The organism is Candidatus Protochlamydia naegleriophila (genome assembly GCF_001499655.1).
Lineage (GTDB): Bacteria > Chlamydiota > Chlamydiia > Chlamydiales > Parachlamydiaceae > Protochlamydia > Protochlamydia naegleriophila.
Genome location: NZ_LN879502.1, coordinates 2688245 through 2706752, shown reverse-complemented (window position 1 = coordinate 2706752; position 18508 = coordinate 2688245). Strand labels below are relative to the sequence as shown.

General features: G+C 44.3%; 14 protein-coding genes. 5 read left to right on the top strand and 9 right to left on the bottom strand.

Annotation, left to right across the window (positions count from 1 at the left end):
- Positions 1–34: 34 nt before the first annotated feature.
- Complete coding sequence (locus PNK_RS11475; protein WP_051981778.1) at positions 35–1594, bottom strand: anti-sigma factor antagonist; 1560 nt, start codon at positions 1592–1594, stop codon at positions 35–37.
- Between the two features lie 312 nt (positions 1595–1906).
- On the opposite strand from PNK_RS11475, the gene rpoN reads away from it, so the two are divergent.
- Entirely contained in the window at positions 1907–3382 is a 1476-nt protein-coding gene (gene rpoN, locus PNK_RS11470; RefSeq protein WP_059062143.1) for an RNA polymerase factor sigma-54, read from the top strand.
- 560 nt (positions 3383–3942) lie between these two features.
- Here the strand turns inward: rpoN and PNK_RS11460 are convergent.
- Together PNK_RS11460 and PNK_RS11455 are read right to left on the bottom strand one after the other, a co-directional pair.
- Complete coding sequence (locus tag PNK_RS11460; RefSeq protein WP_032124585.1) at positions 3943–4761, bottom strand: ABC transporter ATP-binding protein; 819 nt, start codon at positions 4759–4761, stop codon at positions 3943–3945.
- The gene (locus PNK_RS11455) at positions 4758–5780 is read right to left on the bottom strand and encodes an ABC transporter ATP-binding protein (RefSeq protein WP_059062141.1); all 1023 of its coding nucleotides are present in this window, start codon (positions 5778–5780) and stop codon (positions 4758–4760) included. The genes PNK_RS11460 and PNK_RS11455 overlap by 4 nt, the downstream gene beginning before the upstream one ends.
- A 318-nt stretch (positions 5781–6098) precedes the next feature.
- Between PNK_RS11455 and PNK_RS13535 the strand changes: the two genes are divergently transcribed.
- The 3 genes from PNK_RS13535 to PNK_RS11440 all read left to right on the top strand — a co-directional run bounded on the left by PNK_RS13535 (position 6099) and on the right by PNK_RS11440 (position 8841).
- A complete protein-coding gene (locus tag PNK_RS13535; RefSeq protein ID WP_059062140.1) occupies positions 6099–6773 on the top strand; it encodes a TIGR00153 family protein in 675 nt (224 codons plus the stop codon).
- A gap of 6 nt (positions 6774–6779) precedes the next feature.
- Complete coding sequence (locus PNK_RS11445) at positions 6780–8195, top strand: inorganic phosphate transporter (RefSeq protein ID WP_059062139.1); 1416 nt, start codon at positions 6780–6782, stop codon at positions 8193–8195.
- A 64-nt stretch (positions 8196–8259) separates the two neighbouring features.
- Positions 8260–8841 carry a hypothetical protein gene (locus tag PNK_RS11440; RefSeq protein WP_059062138.1) on the top strand — a complete coding sequence of 194 codons (582 nt, stop codon included), beginning with the start codon at positions 8260–8262 and terminating at the stop codon, positions 8839–8841.
- 55 nt (positions 8842–8896) lie between these two features.
- On the opposite strand, the gene coaD is transcribed toward PNK_RS11440, so the two are convergent.
- From coaD to PNK_RS11410, 6 genes are all read right to left on the bottom strand, one after another.
- Positions 8897–9403, bottom strand: coding sequence for a pantetheine-phosphate adenylyltransferase (gene coaD / locus PNK_RS11435; protein ID WP_059062137.1), 507 nt, complete (start codon positions 9401–9403; stop codon positions 8897–8899).
- Between the two features lie 90 nt (positions 9404–9493).
- The gene (locus PNK_RS11430) at positions 9494–11203 is read right to left on the bottom strand and encodes an ABC transporter permease (protein WP_059062136.1); all 1710 of its coding nucleotides are present in this window, start codon (positions 11201–11203) and stop codon (positions 9494–9496) included.
- 2 nt (positions 11204–11205) lie between these two features.
- Complete coding sequence (locus tag PNK_RS11425; RefSeq protein WP_059062135.1) at positions 11206–12708, bottom strand: ABC transporter permease; 1503 nt, start codon at positions 12706–12708, stop codon at positions 11206–11208.
- 13 nt (positions 12709–12721) lie between these two features.
- Positions 12722–14863, bottom strand: coding sequence for an ABC transporter substrate-binding protein (locus tag PNK_RS11420; RefSeq protein WP_059062134.1), 2142 nt, complete (start codon positions 14861–14863; stop codon positions 12722–12724).
- A complete protein-coding gene (locus PNK_RS11415; RefSeq protein ID WP_059062133.1) occupies positions 14863–15555 on the bottom strand; it encodes a sulfite exporter TauE/SafE family protein in 693 nt (230 codons plus the stop codon). The genes PNK_RS11420 and PNK_RS11415 overlap by 1 nt, the downstream gene beginning before the upstream one ends.
- Positions 15552–15755 (bottom strand): hypothetical protein, encoded by a 204-nt coding sequence (locus PNK_RS11410; protein ID WP_059062132.1) that lies wholly within the window; start codon positions 15753–15755, stop codon positions 15552–15554. The genes PNK_RS11415 and PNK_RS11410 overlap by 4 nt, the downstream gene beginning before the upstream one ends.
- 105 nt (positions 15756–15860) lie before the next feature.
- On the opposite strand from PNK_RS11410, the gene PNK_RS11405 reads away from it, so the two are divergent.
- The gene (locus tag PNK_RS11405) at positions 15861–18422 is read left to right on the top strand and encodes a glycogen/starch/alpha-glucan phosphorylase (protein WP_059062131.1); all 2562 of its coding nucleotides are present in this window, start codon (positions 15861–15863) and stop codon (positions 18420–18422) included.
- Positions 18423–18508 lie beyond the last annotated feature (86 nt).

Below are 18508 nucleotides of genomic sequence, written 5' to 3'. Positions count from 1 at the left end.
CTACGGGTTAAGAAACGCACAATTGAAGAAGCCTTCATTTAAAAGATTGAACGGCTTCATCGACTGTATTGAAAATGTCAAAGATGCGGTGCATAGAGACAATTTCGAACATGGTTCGAATGGATTTGCTGAGATGGACGAGTTTAAGTGATCCACCCTGAGCGTGTAGGGTTCTTTGAAGAGAAAGCAGGACGCCCAATCCTGAACTATCGATAAATTGAAGATGGGTTAAGTTTAAGATGACGTTGGAAAATTCTGCTTGACGAATGAGTTTGAGTACGTCTTCTTTAAATGAAGAGGCATTTTTTGCATCCAAATTGTCCCCTTTAGGGGCGATGATAAGCAAATGATCTTGAATATGATGCACAAGTTCCATGTGATCCTCTTCCGAAAAATAGCGTTTAAAAATACGTATATGGTTCCAGTCTGTATCTGTCTTTTTAGGAATATACGAAATGTGATCGGCAATTTGTTGAACAATAAAAAATCCAAAGCCGCTTTCTTGTTCTCCAGCCAAATTTGGGTGATTGATTTTGAGGGGATTGAAGGCCGTTCCTCTGTCTGATAAAGTGAAGCAAATGCCATCGTCTACGTACTGACTTTCAATCAGGATTTCTCCTTTAGGCTGGTTGTGGTAAGCGTATTTAACGATATTGCAGAACAGTTCGTTGACTGCAAGCAATACTTGCAAGCCAAAGCTTTCACAGGCACTCGGGGCCTGCTGGCAGATTTCTCGCACGAATAAACGCAAGGCGGATAGTTGGGAAACATCGCTTGAAAACATGGCAGTCCTATCTTTGCGAGGCGAAACATGTGTGAGGTTTTCATTTACTTTTAACGCTAAAACAAAGCAGCTATTCTTTAGATTGGATTGCTCGCTGAAAGGAAGATGGTGTTCAAGAAAGTTGATAAAGCTTGAGGCATCAAGATGGAGCTGAGTTTTTAGGCTCTCTAGCAAGAGATGGCTATAACGGCTTTCCCTTAACTCATTTTCCCCGTTTTCAAAATGGTAATAAACAAACCAGTCTCCTGGTTTGACTAGGGTGTTAGCAGATGCCAGTGGCTGGCTTGTTGTGCCTAAAGAGGTCCATTTTTGCGAGAGCTGGGTCAGTTTTTGCTCTTGATTGATCTGCATGAGTGCACCCAGCCCACAATTGAGATAGGTGAACGTTCGATAGGGGAGGTTGAATCGCCCGTAAAAAATAGAAATGGTTAAATTGCACTCTTGCAAAGCATAGGCAAATTCTTTCTGAACGTTTTGAATAATCTCTTGAGGAGTTAAGAGATTTTTTTCCCATAGGCGGGATTTATCGAAATAGTAGCCACGCTCAATTGGAAGCGCAAAGCGCCGGATGGCAAATTTAAGGGCAGCACCAACGATTAAAGCATAAGGATCTTCGAGGGGAATATGCACTACCAGGATATCGATTAAATCATGGGCCGGTTCAATGATGTCAAAGAAGATGTTTTGATTGGGATGTATTTGCAGGGCTGCGGCTGAAAATGAGGGGGAATTTAATAAAGGATGATGATTCAATAATTTATCGTGAAGGAGCTGCAAAAAATCAGAATGGGATAGTGTTTGGTTAGTCATTTAAATTTCCTATTAACCTCACAAAATATCCTCTAAGGTTTGCATGAAGCATACACGCTCACGCTTGATTGGCATCCTCTGTAGGCCTTTCTGGCCTATTCTAACCGGTCGAAAATTTCAGTCTTAAAGCAGGAACTCTCAAACGATTTATCAAAGCCATTGCCTAATACGTTTATTGTGACGCGAAAAATGGCATGGCATGACTACATTTTTTATCGATGATCAAGTTCAAGGATCAATAAAAAATTTTTATTGTCAAGTCTGACATGAGTCAGGTAAAACTAGGTGTATCGTCAAAATAAAAAGGCAATTATGAGCTCGACTGATACCCCTTCTTCTACCTTGCAAATGCAGCAGTCAATAAACTTGACGCAGCGTTTAATCATGTCTGCTCATATGCAGCAAGCCATCCATCTGCTTCAATTACCTCTTTTAGAGCTCGAACCTTTCATTGAAGAACAAGTGAATTCCAACCCTCTCCTCGATGTGGTGTCTGAGGAGGCGGGAGAAGAGGCTTCTACGGAAAGGGAAGGAGAGGGGCCGATCGGAGAGAGAGAGGAGCAAGAGGTAACCATTGACGATCGCGATCTCGCCATTTTAACCAGGCTCGATGAAGATTTAAGGGATCATTTTTCTGCTACAGAAGATATGCCTATCAAGAGAACCTCTGATGAGGACCGTTTAAAGGCCTATTTAGAAAATTCCATCTGTGCTGAAACAAGCCTTTATGCACATTTACAGCAGGAGGCGCATGATACATTTGACAGCAAAGAAGAACGAGCCATTGCAGAGATTCTAATTGGTTATATCGATTCAAATGGCTTTTTGAAAACACCGCTTTCTGAAATTTGCATGTGGCACAATCTTCAAGAAGATGCTGTCAAAGCAGTCTTAGCAACTATTCAAACGTTTGAGCCATATGGAATTGGCGCTTCATCCATTCAAGACTCTCTGCTCATTCAATTGAGCTGCTTAGGAAAGGCAGGCACGCTTGCTTATCGCCTTGTCGAGGAATATTATGAAGAGCTGCTTCACAATCACATTCCATTGATTCAAAAGGAATTAAAGTGCTCTTTTGAGGAGATTCAAGCTGCAATTGAAAAGGATATTGCCAAATTAGACCTGCACCCGGGTACGCAATTCTCTTTGCTGACTGTACAGCCGATTATTCCCGATGTCACTTTGCGTCAAGAGGGGGAGCAGTTAATTGTTGAAGTCGATCGGGATCGGGCGCCCACTTTAAAAGTAAATCGCAATTATTTGAACTTGCTAAACGATGAGTCGGTTCCACTGGAAACCAAGCAATTCATCAAGAGGCATCTTTTTTCAGCACGTTGGCTTGTCCGGAATCTTCAGCAGCGCTATTCCACAATAGAGCGGATTGCGCAATCGCTGGCTGAAAAGCAGTATGAATTTTTTATGCAACCCGATGGACAATTGAAGCCTTTGACCATGAAGGTGTTGGCCGAAGAGCTTGAGCTCCATGAATCGACGATTGCCAGAACGGTGGCCAATAAGTATATCGACAGTCCGAGGGGTGTCTTTTCGTTGCGAACCTTTTTTACAACGAAGTATATTTCGGAAGAAGGAGATGACCTTTCGTCAAAAACAGTGAAAGATGCCATTTTGGAACTGGTCAACGGCGAAGATAAATGTCATCCTCTTTCCGATGAAAAAATTTCTCATTTGCTCAAGCAAAAAGGGATTATTTGTGCAAGGCGTACGGTTGCTAAGTATCGCATGGCTCTTCAGATCGGCAATACCCAGCAACGCAAGAAATTTCATTAGAGAATGGTTAGTGTTGAATTTGCATAAGGAAACTAAACCTGCAGCATCGATTCGAGAGGGTCATGCATCCTCAAATAAATCTTATGCGGGCAAAGGCGATCTTGAAGCAATTCTTTTCTACATAAACTTTTGAAGCAAATGGCTTTGTCGCTTAGTACAGGAGAGAACACTTTCTCAAAAAATAAAAGAATGCGATCAAAACCAAGCACGAGCATGTAGCTCGTGGTTCTGTAGATGGAGCTGCAACGCTTCGCCTTCATCTAACTAAAGCTATCTTCTTTTAAAATATTTATCGTTCACTGCTCAACTACATATCAAGTAGAAATCTCTTTGTCGTCTATTGAAGACCAAGTAAGCTAAATTGTAATTAATTTTATTCCAACTAATTAAAACATTATTACTTCCTGAATATTGAATGTTGATGAGGTGTTAACAAGAGAATCGTTAATTTCACTTCAAAATCTAATTATCCTAATGATGTCTTTAACAGAAATCAATTGTTGATTTGTGACAAATTAAGCTCATTATTTTGGCCTCGTGGGAACTATTTCAATCAGGTCTTAAGCCATGAGCGGACGTTTTCTTGGATGCATCTTGGGAATTGCTGCTAGGAGTTCTTTGGTATAGCTATGCTCAGGCTGCAAAAATAGCTGTTCAGTTGGACCGCTTTCCACCATTTTACCCTTATAGAGAACGACTGTGTGATCAGCAATGTGCCTGATGACAGATAGATCATGCGAGATAAAGAGATAGCTTAGGCGGAACGTTTCCTTGAGCTCGATCAATAAATTAAGAATTTGCGCTTGAATCGACACATCTAAAGCAGAAACGGCCTCATCACAGACAATGAGTTTGGGATTGAGCGCGAGCGCGCGTCCGATACAAATCCTCTGCTGCTGCCCCCCTGAAAATTCATGAGGATAACGTTCCATGACATCTGGTGAAAGGCCAATTTGTTGAAGAACCGTTGCAACGCGATCCGTTTGCTCTTCTTTCGTAGCAACTAAATGGTGGTAAAACAGAGCTTCCCCAATGCTTTCTTTAATGGTTTTGCGAGGATTGAGGGAGGCGTAAGGATCTTGAAAAACCATTTGAATGTCTGTGCGGATCATTTTTAGCTGAGAAGCATTCAGGTTCATGAGCTCCTTCCCTAGGAAGGTGATTTCGCCGGCAGTTGGCTCAATGAGGCGTATAGCCGCTCTGGCGGCAGTACTCTTACCGCTTCCTGATTCTCCAACCATGCCCAGCACTTCGCCTTCTTTAATGGTAAAGTCGATTCCATCGACTGCTTTAATGCATCCAACTTCTTTGCGGAAGAGGCCGGCAACGATGGGAAAATACTTTTTCAGACCTTTGACAGTTAATAAAGACTGGCTCATAGCTGCTCCAACTGAGAATCTTTGAGTTTAGCTTGGCTTTCTGCACTCTGATCGTAAAGCCAACATTTTGTGATGTGGTTGTGTGGAAGAGTAAAATCGGGAACAGGGCCTGTGCGGCATTTGTCCATCACAAAAGGGCAGCGCGGATGGAAACGGCATCCTTTGGGGATGTGGCGAAAAGAGGGAACTTGCCCAGGAATGGGAGTGAGCCTTTCTTTTTGTTGTACAGAAGGGCGCGACTGGAAGAGCCCAAGCGTATAGGGGTGTGCTCGATGATAAAAAATGTCTTCAACATGTCCTTTTTCAATGCCTTGGGCTGTGTACATCACAATGACTTCATCTGCCATTTCGGCAACAACGCCCATATCATGGGTAATGAGCAACAAGGCCATCCCCTTTTTCTCTTGGAGCGAGCGAATGAGTGCAAGAACCTGGGATTGGATGGTGACATCGAGGGCTGTTGTTGGTTCGTCAGCAATGAGGATATCGGGTTCGCACATCAAAGCCATAGCGATCATGACGCGCTGCTTTAACCCTCCAGACAGCTGGTGGGGGTAATCATTCAAACGCCTTGTAGCATCAGCAATTCCTACGCTTTCTAGAGCCTTTTTTGCGCGTTCAAGGGCTTCATCCCTATCAAGGTGTAGATGCAGCTCTGCCACTTCGATTAACTGATTGCCAATTGTATAAACAGGATTTAAGGCGCTCATAGGATCTTGAAAAATCATGGCCAAGCGCGACCCTCGCATCTGGCGCATTTCTTTTTCGCTTAAGGCAAGCAGGTTTTGTCCACGATAAATGACCTCTCCTTCAGGAGGAAGTGCGGGAGGGGTGGGTAGAATGCGCAGGAGAGAGAGTGCTGTCATCGATTTTCCGCAGCCAGATTCCCCGACTAAAGCCAGAGTCTGGCCGGCATAAAGATTGAAGCCGAGTTGATCAACTACTGTCCAACGATCATTTCCGATTTGCAGGCGGACGGTGAGGTCGCGGACTTGTAAAAGAGGAGAAGACGGGAGCATAAGGTCTCTAATTAAAATAATTAATTCATTGGCAACAATTTAGGATTTATACCCGGAGCTTTGGGCTTTTAAGTATCATCGCTATTCATTTTTCATCCATTTTGTATATACCATAAGCCTATAAATTCCTCGATTAGGAATTCCAAGTATAGTAACCTAAATTTTGAATTAATTTGTCCTTTTTGTAGAGCATAAAAGGGTTCAGAGATATTTAAAGGGCACCTATGAACCATTGGTAATGCTTTGTAAATATCCTTTAAGGGTCGAACATCCTATTCGAAAAATTGTGAGTATTTTCTTATTGAGGAGCCGTTTGTTATGTTGACAATTTTGAGTTTATTTGGCCGTTCTCCTTTTGCTCCTCTCCAATCACATATGGAAAGTGTCGGACGTTGCGTGCATTTTTTGCCAGCCCTTTGTGAAGCTATTGAAAGGCAAGACCAAGCGCAGATTGAGCGAATTTACGATGAAATTTCAGCAATTGAGCATCAGGCAGACGTGATTAAGAATGATATTCGCAATCATTTGCCAAAAAGCTTATTTTTGCCAATCGATCGCGGAAATTTACTGGAAATCTTGACAATTCAAGATAGTATTGCTGATAAGGTCGAAGATGTTGCGGTAATTGCGACACTTAAACCATTAGAAATGTTGCCAATTTTTAAGGATGAGTTTAAACTATTCCTACTTAAAAATATTGAGACATTCGATGGAGCAAAACTCATCATTAATGAATTGCATGAGTTAGTTGAATCATCTTTTGGAGGTATTGAAGCCGAAAAAGTTCGTTCCATGGTAGATGATGTGGCGTATCGAGAGCATGAAGTTGATCTCATACAGCGGCGGCTATTAAAAAACTTATTTAAAGCCGAAGAACAGCTGACCTACATCACATTTAACCAATGGCAACGTTTAATTGAAAATTTAGCTTCTATTTCAAATTTTGCTGAAAACTTGGCCTATCGAGTACGAATGACTTTAGAATTAAAATAAGGAGTTATGGATACTGCTCTGCTGATTTTAATTTTGGTAACAGGCTTTTACATGGCCTGGAATATCGGGGCTAATGATGTTGCCAATGCCATGGGAACATCTGTAGGTTCCGGTTCTTTGACCCTACGTCAAGCTGTTATCATTGCAGCTATTTTAGAGTTTTGTGGTGCTTTTTTCTTTGGCTCCCACGTCTCTAAGACCATGCAAAGTGGCATTATTAATCCAGATGTTTTTGTCCATGACCCTAGAATCCTCGTTTACGGCATGTTAGCCTCTTTGGCTTCTGTTGGGATGTGGTTGCAATTAGCCTCCTATTTTGGCTGGCCGGTTTCAACGACTCACTCAATTGTCGGAGCTATTGTGGGATTTGGAGCCGTTGTCGGAGGGCTCGAAGCTGTTTACTGGAAAGATGTCGGTTATATTATCTGTAGCTGGATTTTGTCTCCTGTTTTAGGCGGAGTCCTTGCTTATTATATTTTTACTCTTCTGAGAAAAAAAATTTTCTACGCTTTAAATCCTTTGGAAGCCACGCGCAAACTTACCCCTTTATTGGTATTTATTGTGGTAAGCATCCTTGCCCTGGTCTTAGTTTTTGAAGGGTTGCACAATTTAAATCTTGAACTTACCCTGTTGACCAAAATAGCCATTACAGTTGGGGCGGGGCTTTTGGGAGCGTTTATTAGCCATCTCGTCATGCGCCGCATTCCCATTACACAACACGGGAAGCCGCACAATGAGTACGATCCAGAGGCTATGCAGTCGTTGGAGAAAGTTCAAAAGCATTTGCAGCGCTTTCATTCTAAGTCTAATGGGGAGGCCCAATATACCGCGGGTTTGTTGATGGAAGAGGTCAATACCCTTTCCAAGTCACTTAAACCTCGAATGGAGCTCGATCATACTCATGAAGAGTATAATCGAGTCGAAACAGTTTTTGCTTATCTTCAAATTATGACAGCTTGCATGATGGCTTTTGCCCACGGCGCCAATGACGTCGCTAATGCGATCGGCCCCTTGTCAGCTGCTGTGACTATTTTGACTACTGGACTTTTTGCGGTTGAAGCTCCGGTTCCCACTTGGGCACTCGCACTTGGTGGGAGCGGCATTGTCGTTGGCTTGGCAACGTGGGGCTGGCGCGTCATTGAAACTATTGGGAAAAAAATTACAGAGCTGACTCCAAGCCGAGGCTTTGCAGCCGAATTTGGTGCAGCGACGACGATTGTACTGGCCTCTAGACTTGGACTTCCCATTTCAACGACTCATACACTAGTCGGAGCCGTTTTAGGTGTCGGTTTTGCAAGAGGCCTTGAAGCCGTCAATTTAACAACAACGCGCGATATTCTCATTTCTTGGGTTGTCACCGTACCGATCGGCGCTCTTTTAGCCGTTGCCTTATTTTATCCCATTCGCGCGGTATTCGGATAAAAGATGGTGTTCCAGCTTGCAAGAGCTTAATTTTTTTATATGTAACAAGTGACGGAGAATAGTAATGTTGGAAAATTCTCAATCCTCTAAGTCGTGGTTATTCAAATTTGGGATTGGTCTTATCGCCGGTTTGCTTTTGTTGGCGCGCATAGGCTATGGGCAAAGCCAAGTGCCAAATTCACAGGCCATTCTACAAGGCTTAATTCATGCAGAGGCTGTTCAGCCTATTGAGAAAGATGCTGCTCATAAGGTTCAACCAGGCACTCCTGCTAAATTATCTGTTGTAGTGGAGAATAAGGGCACTCAAGCCAGCCCAAATGCAGAAATCTACTTGCGCTATGCCTTTGCAAAGCCTTTGGAAAAAGAAAAAGACAGTGTGATTTTTCAAACGGAAAAACTTCCTTTACCCTCCATTGAACCAGGCAAGAGCGTTGCATTGGCATTTACAACTCCTCACGCATGGCCAGCCTTAGCCGATTTTGTGCGTGATGATTGGTCGATGCGGGAATATCAAGCTGTGGCTGTTTTTGGCAAGGAAGAGCTGGTCATAGGTTCTTTGGCCGTTACGTTTTCTGCCTATTACTATCCAGGAATTCGCAAAGAAATTCCAATACAGATCCCTATGGAATCTGGCACTGCTCATTGAGTGTAGGAATGAGAGAAGAGCCTTGCTGGCTCTTCTCTTAAGCTCGCACATACCTTTAATCTAAGAGTTCATTCATTGTGTCAAGCTGCGACAACCGCTCAAAGACCAGTTTTTCGATCTCTTCTGGAACGAAGCCGTGCAATCTTCGTCCGTAGCCTGCAATTTCATGGATCAGAGCCGAGCTTATGAGCCGAAATTTCTCGTCAGCGACCATGTAAAGAGTTTCTACATTGCCAAGCCTGCGGTTCATTTGAGCTTGCAGATTTTCATAGTCAAAATCCGACGCATTGCGAATAGCTCTTAAAATCGTTTTGACTCCGAGTGTGTTTGCAAAATCGGCCAGCAATCCATTGAACGTAACAATCTCAACATTTGGAACCTGATGAAGCACGGTGCTGAGCAGCTCCATTCTTTCCTCAGGGCTAAAGGCCCTATGTTTCTTGCGTGGGTTTTGGCCGATTGCTATGTACACGTAGTCAAAGATATTGGCTGCTCTTAAGGCAATATCCAGATGGCCGAGAGTCGGAGGATCGAAAGAGCCGGGGAAAATAACTTTTTTCATAGAGCCTTATGTTTAAAGATTAGGATTTCATTCAACCATCCTGCTCGTTTTGGGTGATGCCTTAAGAGATGCTTGATCCAAAGCGTTAAACTAATGCAGCTTTGGATCTAAAGCATCTCTTAAGGCATCACCCACGAGCGCGATCGAAACGAGCAAGATGGTGAGCAAGATGGCGGGTGGCCACAGGAGATAGCTTTCAGCGGGAAAGGCGTTTCTGCCTTCATCCATTAAAACGCCCCATGAACTTGATCCCTCTTCTCCTAGCCCCAAAAATGACAGTCCCGCCTCACTTGTTATGGCTCCCATGACTGCAAAAGGGACTAAGGTGAGCAGTGGCGGAATGGCGTTGGGTAAGAGATGAGAAAACATGATGTAGCGATTGCTGAAGCCCTGAGCATGGCAAGCTTCGACATAGGGCAATTGTTTTTGTCTGAAAAATTCTCCTCTGATGAAGCGACTAAAACTTGTCCATCCGAACAGACCAATCACGATGATGACTAAAAAAATGGACTTGCTTTGCAAAAAGGCAACGATCATAAGCAGCATAAAGAAAGTAGGCATCGATTCCCAAATTTCAATGAGGCGATAGGTGACCATGTCTACCTTGCCGCCGTAGAATCCGGCCATAGCTCCGATTGGAATGCCAATCAATAAAGCTAATCCAATTGAGAGCAGTCCAACCGATAGCGAGACTCGCACGCCAAAAATCAAGGCTGCCACCATATCTTTGCGATTGACGCGCGTAAGCTCCCACCAGCTGATGTGACGATTGAGCGCCTGTTCGCCTCCTGCATCGTCTTCCCAATGAAAGGGGCGCAAAAGAGGCATGACTTTAAATTGGAGTTGGGAGGCTTGTTGTTTGAGCCACGAGCTGCGATCGTGTAAGTAGGCAAGCTGTGCTTGTGCTTTTTCAAAAGCATCGACGGTACGCTTTGCTTCTAAAAAGCTCTCGTTGTCTTGTTGAGAGAGCTTCATTAAATAATCGCACTTTACCAGCGGCTGATACTTGTCAGAGGGTGCACTTTTGTGACACTGATCTGCAAAGAGAGCGTATAGGGCTTTAGCTTTAGCATAAGAGGCTTGATTTTGCTCGATAACAGCTTTTTGGCGAGCTTCATCGGCTTCTGCATGGAGCAAGTCTTGCCGCCAAAGAGTTGGCAAGCTGGTCGTTTTTCCCCTATTTTGTGCCTCTTTGACATAGGATGCTTCAAAGCGCTGTAGACGTCTATCTTGAGCCTCTCTTTGTTGGTAGCGCAAAATCAAATTGAGTTTGGCATAAGGTGTCATGTAGGAGAGTTCTCGCTCCCAGCTAGGCAAAAGAGGATGAGTTAGGAGGGGGCTTTGCCTTTCCGCTGCAAGCCGCCTTTGAATCTGCATTTGTTTGGCATAATTGAGCTCCGGACTAGCGGCTGGATCTTGAGGCGTCCTGGAAAGAATCATTCCAAATAAAAGTCCTTGAATGCTTAAAAGAGCCACTAAGGTCCAAAAGCAGCTTCGAGGGTGATTTTTGAGGGTGATCAAAGCCAGGAGGAAGAGGGGAAAGGTGAAAATGAGCAGATTGTAAAAAAGATCGAGAGGCTTTGTGAAAAATCCAGGAAAAAACAAATAGCGGAAAAGAGGGAAATACCATTGTCCATCAAAGCGGACCATCAAAGGCTTACTGGATGCTAAGAAAGGGGCGTAGATGCCAACCAGGCAGAATAAACAAACAATAGCTAGGGCAAAGAGTGCCAATCGACTGCGGCTAAATTGTTTCCAGACAATTTGCCAGTAGGTTGAAGAAGAGTGTTTATGCTTCATTTTTAATCCAAAGTAATGCGTGGGTCAAGCCACATGTAGGCTAAATCGGCAACCAAGTATCCTAAAAGAGTCAGGAAAGAGCCTGCAAGAGCGGAAAACATGATCACGTTGTAGTCGCGGTTTAGGATGGCGTCATAAAAAAACTTACCGAATCCGTTGATGTCAAACAATGTCTCCACTATCAAAGAGCCGCCAAGGATGACTCCAAGCGATCCTGCTAAGGAGGTAACGATGGTAATGGCGGCGTTGCGTCCGACGTGTTTAAATAAGATAAGGGAAGGGGCCACTCCCTTGGCTCTTGCGGTGCGGATGTAATCTTGCCTTAAAACCTCTAATACGGCTGTGCGTGAAAGCCTAGATTGGGCGGCTAAGCTTCCGTACATGATGGCGAGGATGGGTAAGGCAATGTGCTGCAAAATGTCAAATAGCCTTTGATAAGAGGTTTCTTGGTTGTAGATGCGGTCGGGATTGGTAAAGCCGCTGATGGGGATGGGGATATTGGTAAAGGGAAAGGTATTGTGGAGAGCGACTTTTTCAATGAGGAAGGGAGCGACGACAAAGACCGGAATGGCGTAGAGGACGAGGAAAAATAGATTAAGGGTATAGTCTGGCCATTGCCGTTGTTTATAAGCCATTAAAAATCCAAAAAACTGGCAGAGTATGAAAGTAATGAACATGGGGATAATGGCAAGCGTCAAAGAGTATTTGAACCGTTTGACAACTTCGCTTAGAACCGTTTTGCTCGAATCGTTGCGAAGCGTTCCAAAGTCGAGGTGAAGAATGCGGTTCATGTATTTTGTAAAGCGCGTCTCGAAGAAAAAAATGGCTGTTTTTTCTTTGCCTGATGGATCCAGGTGATAAAAGGCCTTATTAGCTGCATACCACCTTTGAATTTTCTGCACTTTTTCGTCGATTTCTTCTTTTGATGCGGTTGAGCGCCAGGGAAGGGAGCGCAACAATAAGTTGTCTTCTGCTACTCGTTTGTTCCACGCCTTTTGTTCAGGCGTCAAGTTTGATCCAATGAAGCCCTGCCTTGATCCGCCTCTTACAAAAAAATGGGCTGCGAGCTGCCTAATGGCAGCTGGAGTTTTAGGGTCTTCGATGATGGTCACTAAATGAGGCATGATGAAGCGAGACTGATCCCCAAATGCGACGCGTAAAGCATCATATTCTTTAACGGGCATTTCTTCTTTACTTTCCGCCGTTTCCCGTTTATTGACTAGCTGCCAAAGAGTTGTTTCAACATATGACATTGACAGGGAGGACCAGTCATTATAGAGAATGGGTAGGGTTAATCCATAAAATTCGCGGAATTGCAAATAGCGCTCATCGCCGCTAAAGGCGACTGAGCGGTCTTCCCTTTTGCTTGCCTGGCCTTCTGAAGACACTTCAGTGAACGAAACGGGATCGCCTGGCGCTAAATTGATGATGGCAAAGTTGACGAGTACAATGCAAAAGAGAGTAAAGGGAAGAAGAATCAGGCGTCTTATGACATAGTTCCACATCGTTTATCCCTGTTTACTTCTTTTGATTCTCGAGGCCTCGTTTATCATCGATCCAAAAGAGGCTGGAAATGGGTTCTCCGACATTGGCTTCAGGAATTAAATCCTGCCTGTCGGCTGGAATGAAGACGTTTTGCATGTAATCGCGATAAGCCAACAGCGTTTTTGGCGTATAGAGAAAGGTATAGGGGGCTTCATCGTAGATAATGCGGTTGAAGCGATGGTAAAGCTCGATGCGCTTTTTGGAATCATATTCATAGGTCAGTTGATCGATGATTTGGTCGACTTCTTTATTGGCAAAGCCGACAAAATTAGAAGATCCTTTCTCTTTGGCTCCTGTCGAGTACCAAAGCTGCCTTGGGTCCTCGGGAGGAGTGCCAAGCGACCAAGCAAGGTAAAGGGCATCGAAGCTCTTATCATCGGTTGCCGCTGATAAGTCGGCAAGGTCTACTCCATCCATTTTACAGCTGATTCCGATCTCTTTTAAAGCGGTCGTTATATATTCGCAAATCGATTTCGTGGTTTGGTTTTTGACGAAGTAGGTAAGTGTAAATTGAAAGGGAACTCTTTGGCCATTGATGACCTTATCCAATACCCCCGTTCCCGTGCTATCGTACCAACCTTCTTCATGCAGCAGCTGCAAAGCTTTTTGTGGATTAAAGGGATAAGGTTGGATGCTTTCGTCGTAAGAGGGAGAAAAGCGGAAAAAAGTGCCTGTTGTCTGCACGCCCATTCCATTCAGGTTTTGCCGGATGATTCTGTCCCGGTCTATGGCCATGGTAAGTGCTTGGCGCACTTTTTTGCTTTTGAAAAGGGGGTTTGCCTGATTCCAGCCTATATACGTATAGCTGCGGCCAATGAACTCCAGAAGTTTAATTCCGAGCCCTTTCTGCTTTTGCGCGGCATAAGGCATACTTTGTAAAAAGCGATCCAGCTCAGACTGCTGATTGGGAGGAACTTCGTAAAGATCCAGTGATCCTGCTTTGAATTCTTCCCAGATTCCATCGAATGAGTCTTTGAGCTTGATTTCATAAGCTTCCGTTAAAGCTGCATGGGGGTCAAAATAGTCGTTATTGCGTTTGAAGCGAATTTCTCTGTCCGTTATTCCATCGAAGAGCCAGGCACCGCAGCTAACGATCACATTTTTGGCCCAATGGTGGGAAAAGTTTTGGGCCCAGATGGAATTGATGCGGTAGGTTTCTGGATTGGAGTCATCTTCAATGATTTTGGTGCCATCGGCAAAGTATTTGTAGACAAAGGAGGCAAGCGGACGCAAAGAGCCGGTCAGCGATTTGGACAAATATTTCATTTTAGGCTCGCTTTCCCCTTTTTCATTGGCAATCATTTCTGTTTTCCAACGGACAACTAATGTGTAATCATCAATGACGCGAACCTCTTCGATGTCGCTAAAATAGGTTCTTAGGGAAATAGCCTGCGCCTCTTCAATGCTTGGGTTCATGACCGCATCGAAGAAAAACTTAAAATCATGGGCCGTTACTGGATGACGATGCAAAAAATGAGGGGCGAGGACAACGCTATCGGCAAAGTGATTTTGTTGAAGAGGAGCCCAGAAAACATCCTTGCGTAAGAATAGCCAATATTCAGGCTCTCCTTTTGCATTTTGACGCAGTTCCATCTTCTCTGCCATATCTGGGGTTAGGGTTTCGTATTTGCCAACCTCTTGTGAAGCTAAGCCTGTCGTGCATAAACCATTCCAATTGGCGACTTGAACCCATTTGCCGAAAGGAAGAAGGTGTTCAGGCTTGCCTAAAGAGCCTTCTTTGCGCACTCCATGGGGAATGAAATCTGCTCCCAATAGCTTAGGAAGAGTGTTTTCGTAAAAGAAATCGGGTTTGAGAAGGTTTGTTGAAAGGCCTGTCTCAGTAGATTTCGCCAGTGGCTGGGCAGTGGGCTGCAAAGGGGAATAGATAGTAGCGGGGCGCTGTTCGAGCAGACTCTTTAAGACATCGGTTCTGATTTTTTCTGTTTCTGTCCGGAGTAAAAAGATATCATTTTTGACTTGGAGGAGGTCCGATCGCAAAAATTTCAGTTGGTCTTCGATCAAGGCCGAAGACCAATAGAGCATAGCCATGAAGGCAAATAGGCCAAGCCCTAAGACAAAGCGGAAAATGTATAAACTAATAGGCTCTTTATTCATTAGAAAATCACTATATGATAAAGGGTTGGAGAATCTGGGTTCAGAATCAGGTGGGAAATCCATCCCATTTCGGCTAAACCTCGGCAGCAGGCCAAAATGCCGACCGCGATCGAACTGATTCCTAAAACTGTATTCGCATGGCGTTTAAGTTTGCCGAAAAATGTATAAGCATGCATGGCCAGGATCAGTGAAGGGGTTGTCAACAGGGCAAACGCAAAGCCATTGAACAGGCCGATGGCGCCATCTCCTACCAGGGCACATGCAGAAAAGACGACGAGTGTCTGGCCGCAGGGTAGTAAAACGGTCAAAAAACCAAACAAAAAAGTTGATCCGCTCGTATCCTTTAAAAGCAGTGAGGATAAGGTTTTATTTAAGCCTGCCAATGATTTCCACTGTGCCATTCCTTTAAAAAACTTCCAATGAAATAATAGGCTGAATCCCCAATAGATGATCAACAGACCACAAATGAGGCTGATGATTTCGGCAAGATGATACTCTTTGAGAAAGACCTGCACCACGGCGCCAGCTTCTCCTGCCAGTAAACCTGCAAGGCTAAACGAAAGAATGCGTCCCCCAAAATAGAGAAAGCGGTAGCGATGTTTACCAAGCATCATGACAAGCGGACCGCACATCCCCAGGCAATGAATATTCCCAAAGAGATAGAGGGGTAACAGCGTGAAAAATAAAGTCATAGTGACGAAGTCGTTGTAGGGAAGGATCGAGGTGGGGTTTGGCGTGCTTGTTGAGCCTCATAGCGAACTTTTTGAATGTGAGCCATATCCAAGCCAGTTGAGCCCGAGTGGCGTGAAAAGGCCACATAGGTCACATATAGCATGAGTCCGGTAAATAAGGCCAATATTCCGTGACAAATGAACCAATAATGATGCTGCATCTTCTTACCTTCATACTCGATGATATACATAAAAAAAATGCATTATATGGTAAATTAAAATTTTGGGTAGTAGAAAGTTCACAGCCGATTGTAACGAGGTCATTCATGAGTACAGTTAATATCGATTTATTAGCCGAGGAGTTAATCCGAAAAGTCAAATCCTATTTAATCAGCACGATCGGCAGGACGGCGGAAGAGGCAAATTCCAACGAGTTTTACCGAGCCTTGTGCTATGCAATCCGTGAAGAAACGATGATTAACTGGCAGGCGACTGCCCGCACGATTGCTAAAAAAAATGCTCGTCAAATCTATTATTTATCTATGGAATATTTGCCGGGGCGTCTCTTTGTCAACAACGTCACCAATCTCTGTTCGAAAGACGTGGTCAAACTTGTTTTGCAGAAGATGAATCGCAGTGTGCGCGATATTGTTGAACAAGAAGACGATCCAGGTCTCGGCAACGGAGGCTTGGGGCGCTTGGCTTCTTGCCTTCTCGACTCATTAGCGACGCACCACTATCCGGCCCAGGCCTACGGTCTGCGTTACCAGTATGGGATTTTTGAGCAGCAGTTGTGGGATGGAGTTCAAGTCGAGGCGCCTGATTGCTGGCTTTTGAACGAAGATCCTTGGGAATTTCGGCGCGATCAAAGACGTGTGCACGTCAAGTTTTGCGGGACGCCTCAAACCTCTTACAACATCCATGGCGATGAAATTTTGGAATTAAAAGACTCTGAGGAAGTAGGGGCGTTGCCTTACGATATCCCCATTGTCGGTTATAGTAAAAATTCCGACTTCTCAGTCGTGACTTTGCGCCTCTGGTCGACCAAGGACTCGCCGCGCAACTTTTTACTGCAGCGCTATAATGCGGGACGTTTGGATCAGGCGGCTGAAAATACAACGTTAACCGATGTGTTATATCCGAGCGACAATACCGATATTGGTAAGCGTATCCGCTTGAAGCAAGAGTTTCTGCTGGTATCGGCCTCTATCCAAGACATTGTGCGGCACCACCTTGTGCATTATGAGAATTTCCGCCAGTTTGCCGATAAGGTACGTATTCAAATTAATGATACTCATCCCTCTTTAGTCATTGCCGAGCTCATACGCATTCTAACAAAAGATCATGATTTGCCATGGAAGATGGCGGTAGAGATCACGCAAGCCTGTACCGGGTATACCAATCATACAATCTTGAGCGAAGCGTTGGAGCAATGGGACCGCACTCTTTTCTATTATTTATTGCCGCGCCAGTACAGGATCATTGAAAGGCTCAATCAAGATTTCTGCAATGCAGTGAGAGCGCGTTATCCGGAAGATGAAGAGCGCATCCGCCGCCTATCGATCATAGAGAATGGAAAGGTCCGCATGGCTAACTTGGCGATTGTTGGATCGCACAAGGTCAATGGTGTGGCCAAATTGCATACCGAAATTTTAAAAAATTCTGTTTTTAAAGATTTCTACGAATTTTTTCCGGATAAATTCGTTAATATTACTAATGGGGTTACGCAAAGACGTTGGTTGTTGGAATGCAATCCAGAGCTTGCTAAATTTATCACCCATCGCATTGGAGATAAATGGATCACTGATTTCTTGACGATTAAAGAATTGGCCTATTTTGCCAATGATCCTGACTCCCAAGATGAATTTTTGGCGATCAAGAAAAAGAATAAACTGGCTTTTATAGACTATCTGAATCGAGATAACCGTCTACGCGATGCGACAGGGGCGCGGGTCTTGCCGCCCCCGTTAATCGATGTCGATTCGCTATTCGACGTGCAGGTGAAGCGCATTCACGAATACAAGAGACAGCTCATGAATGCGCTGCATTTAATTATGCTGTACCAAGAGCTTATCCAGAATCCAAATCATGAGCGCATTAAACGGACAGCCATCATCGGAGGCAAGGCCGCGGCCGGCTATGAAACGGCTAAAGACATCATTAGATTGATATATTGCATTGCAAGAAAGGTCAATCATGATCCGGCCGTTGCAGGCTTTTTAAAAGTTGTCTATCTCGAGAACTACAACGTGACAAAGGCCGAGATAGTCATTCCGGCGAGCGATCTGTCCGAGCAAATCTCAACTGCTGGCACCGAGGCTTCGGGAACCGGCAACATGAAGATGGCTATCAATGGGGCTCTCACGATTGGAACCCGGGATGGAGCTAATATTGAAATGGAGGAGGAGATCACTCCTCAATGGTGGCCCTTTGCTTTTGGATGTACGGCTGATCAGATTGCGCAATTGAAGTCGACGCATTCGTATCATTCTAGGGATATCTATGAATCTAATCCAAAAATCAGAAAGGCCGTCGATGCCTTAAGAGACAGAACGTTCGCCCATACGGAAGAAGAACATCTGGTCTTTAGTGATTTGTATCACAAACTGATTGAGATGCATTATGGAGGCGAACCAGATCGCTATTTCATGTTAAAAGATCTGCAGAGCTATTACGATACCCAGCTTAAAGTTGAAGAACTGTATAAAAAGCCGAGAAAATGGGCTGAGTATGCACTGAACAATATTGCGGGAATGGGTAAGTTTTCGACTGATTTTTCCATTCACAATTACGCCCATTTAATTTGGGGGATTGAACCCTGTCCGATTGATCAGGAGTTGCTGGACCGCGTGCGCTATGACTATGCGGCTCACAATCGATGTGGATAAGAATAATGGCTTTTGAAATAGACAAGTCTTAAAGACGGTCATGTTGGCTAGAGGCCGCTAGAGCGGCCTCTATGTGCAAGAAGTTC

Coding starts and splice junctions, on each gene's coding strand:
- PNK_RS11475 (WP_051981778.1), bottom strand. CDS start 1,594: ATGACTAACCAAACACTATCCCATTCTGATTTTTTGCAGCTCCTTCAC.
- rpoN (WP_059062143.1), top strand. CDS start 1,907: ATGAGCTCGACTGATACCCCTTCTTCTACCTTGCAAATGCAGCAGTCA.
- PNK_RS11460 (WP_032124585.1), bottom strand. CDS start 4,761: ATGAGCCAGTCTTTATTAACTGTCAAAGGTCTGAAAAAGTATTTTCCC.
- PNK_RS11455 (WP_059062141.1), bottom strand. CDS start 5,780: ATGCTCCCGTCTTCTCCTCTTTTACAAGTCCGCGACCTCACCGTCCGC.
- PNK_RS13535 (WP_059062140.1), top strand. CDS start 6,099: ATGTTGACAATTTTGAGTTTATTTGGCCGTTCTCCTTTTGCTCCTCTC.
- PNK_RS11445 (WP_059062139.1), top strand. CDS start 6,780: ATGGATACTGCTCTGCTGATTTTAATTTTGGTAACAGGCTTTTACATG.
- PNK_RS11440 (WP_059062138.1), top strand. CDS start 8,260: ATGTTGGAAAATTCTCAATCCTCTAAGTCGTGGTTATTCAAATTTGGG.
- coaD (WP_059062137.1), bottom strand. CDS start 9,403: ATGAAAAAAGTTATTTTCCCCGGCTCTTTCGATCCTCCGACTCTCGGC.
- PNK_RS11430 (WP_059062136.1), bottom strand. CDS start 11,203: ATGAAGCATAAACACTCTTCTTCAACCTACTGGCAAATTGTCTGGAAA.
- PNK_RS11425 (WP_059062135.1), bottom strand. CDS start 12,708: ATGTGGAACTATGTCATAAGACGCCTGATTCTTCTTCCCTTTACTCTC.
- PNK_RS11420 (WP_059062134.1), bottom strand. CDS start 14,863: ATGAATAAAGAGCCTATTAGTTTATACATTTTCCGCTTTGTCTTAGGG.
- PNK_RS11415 (WP_059062133.1), bottom strand. CDS start 15,555: ATGACTTTATTTTTCACGCTGTTACCCCTCTATCTCTTTGGGAATATT.
- PNK_RS11410 (WP_059062132.1), bottom strand. CDS start 15,755: ATGCAGCATCATTATTGGTTCATTTGTCACGGAATATTGGCCTTATTT.
- PNK_RS11405 (WP_059062131.1), top strand. CDS start 15,861: ATGAGTACAGTTAATATCGATTTATTAGCCGAGGAGTTAATCCGAAAA.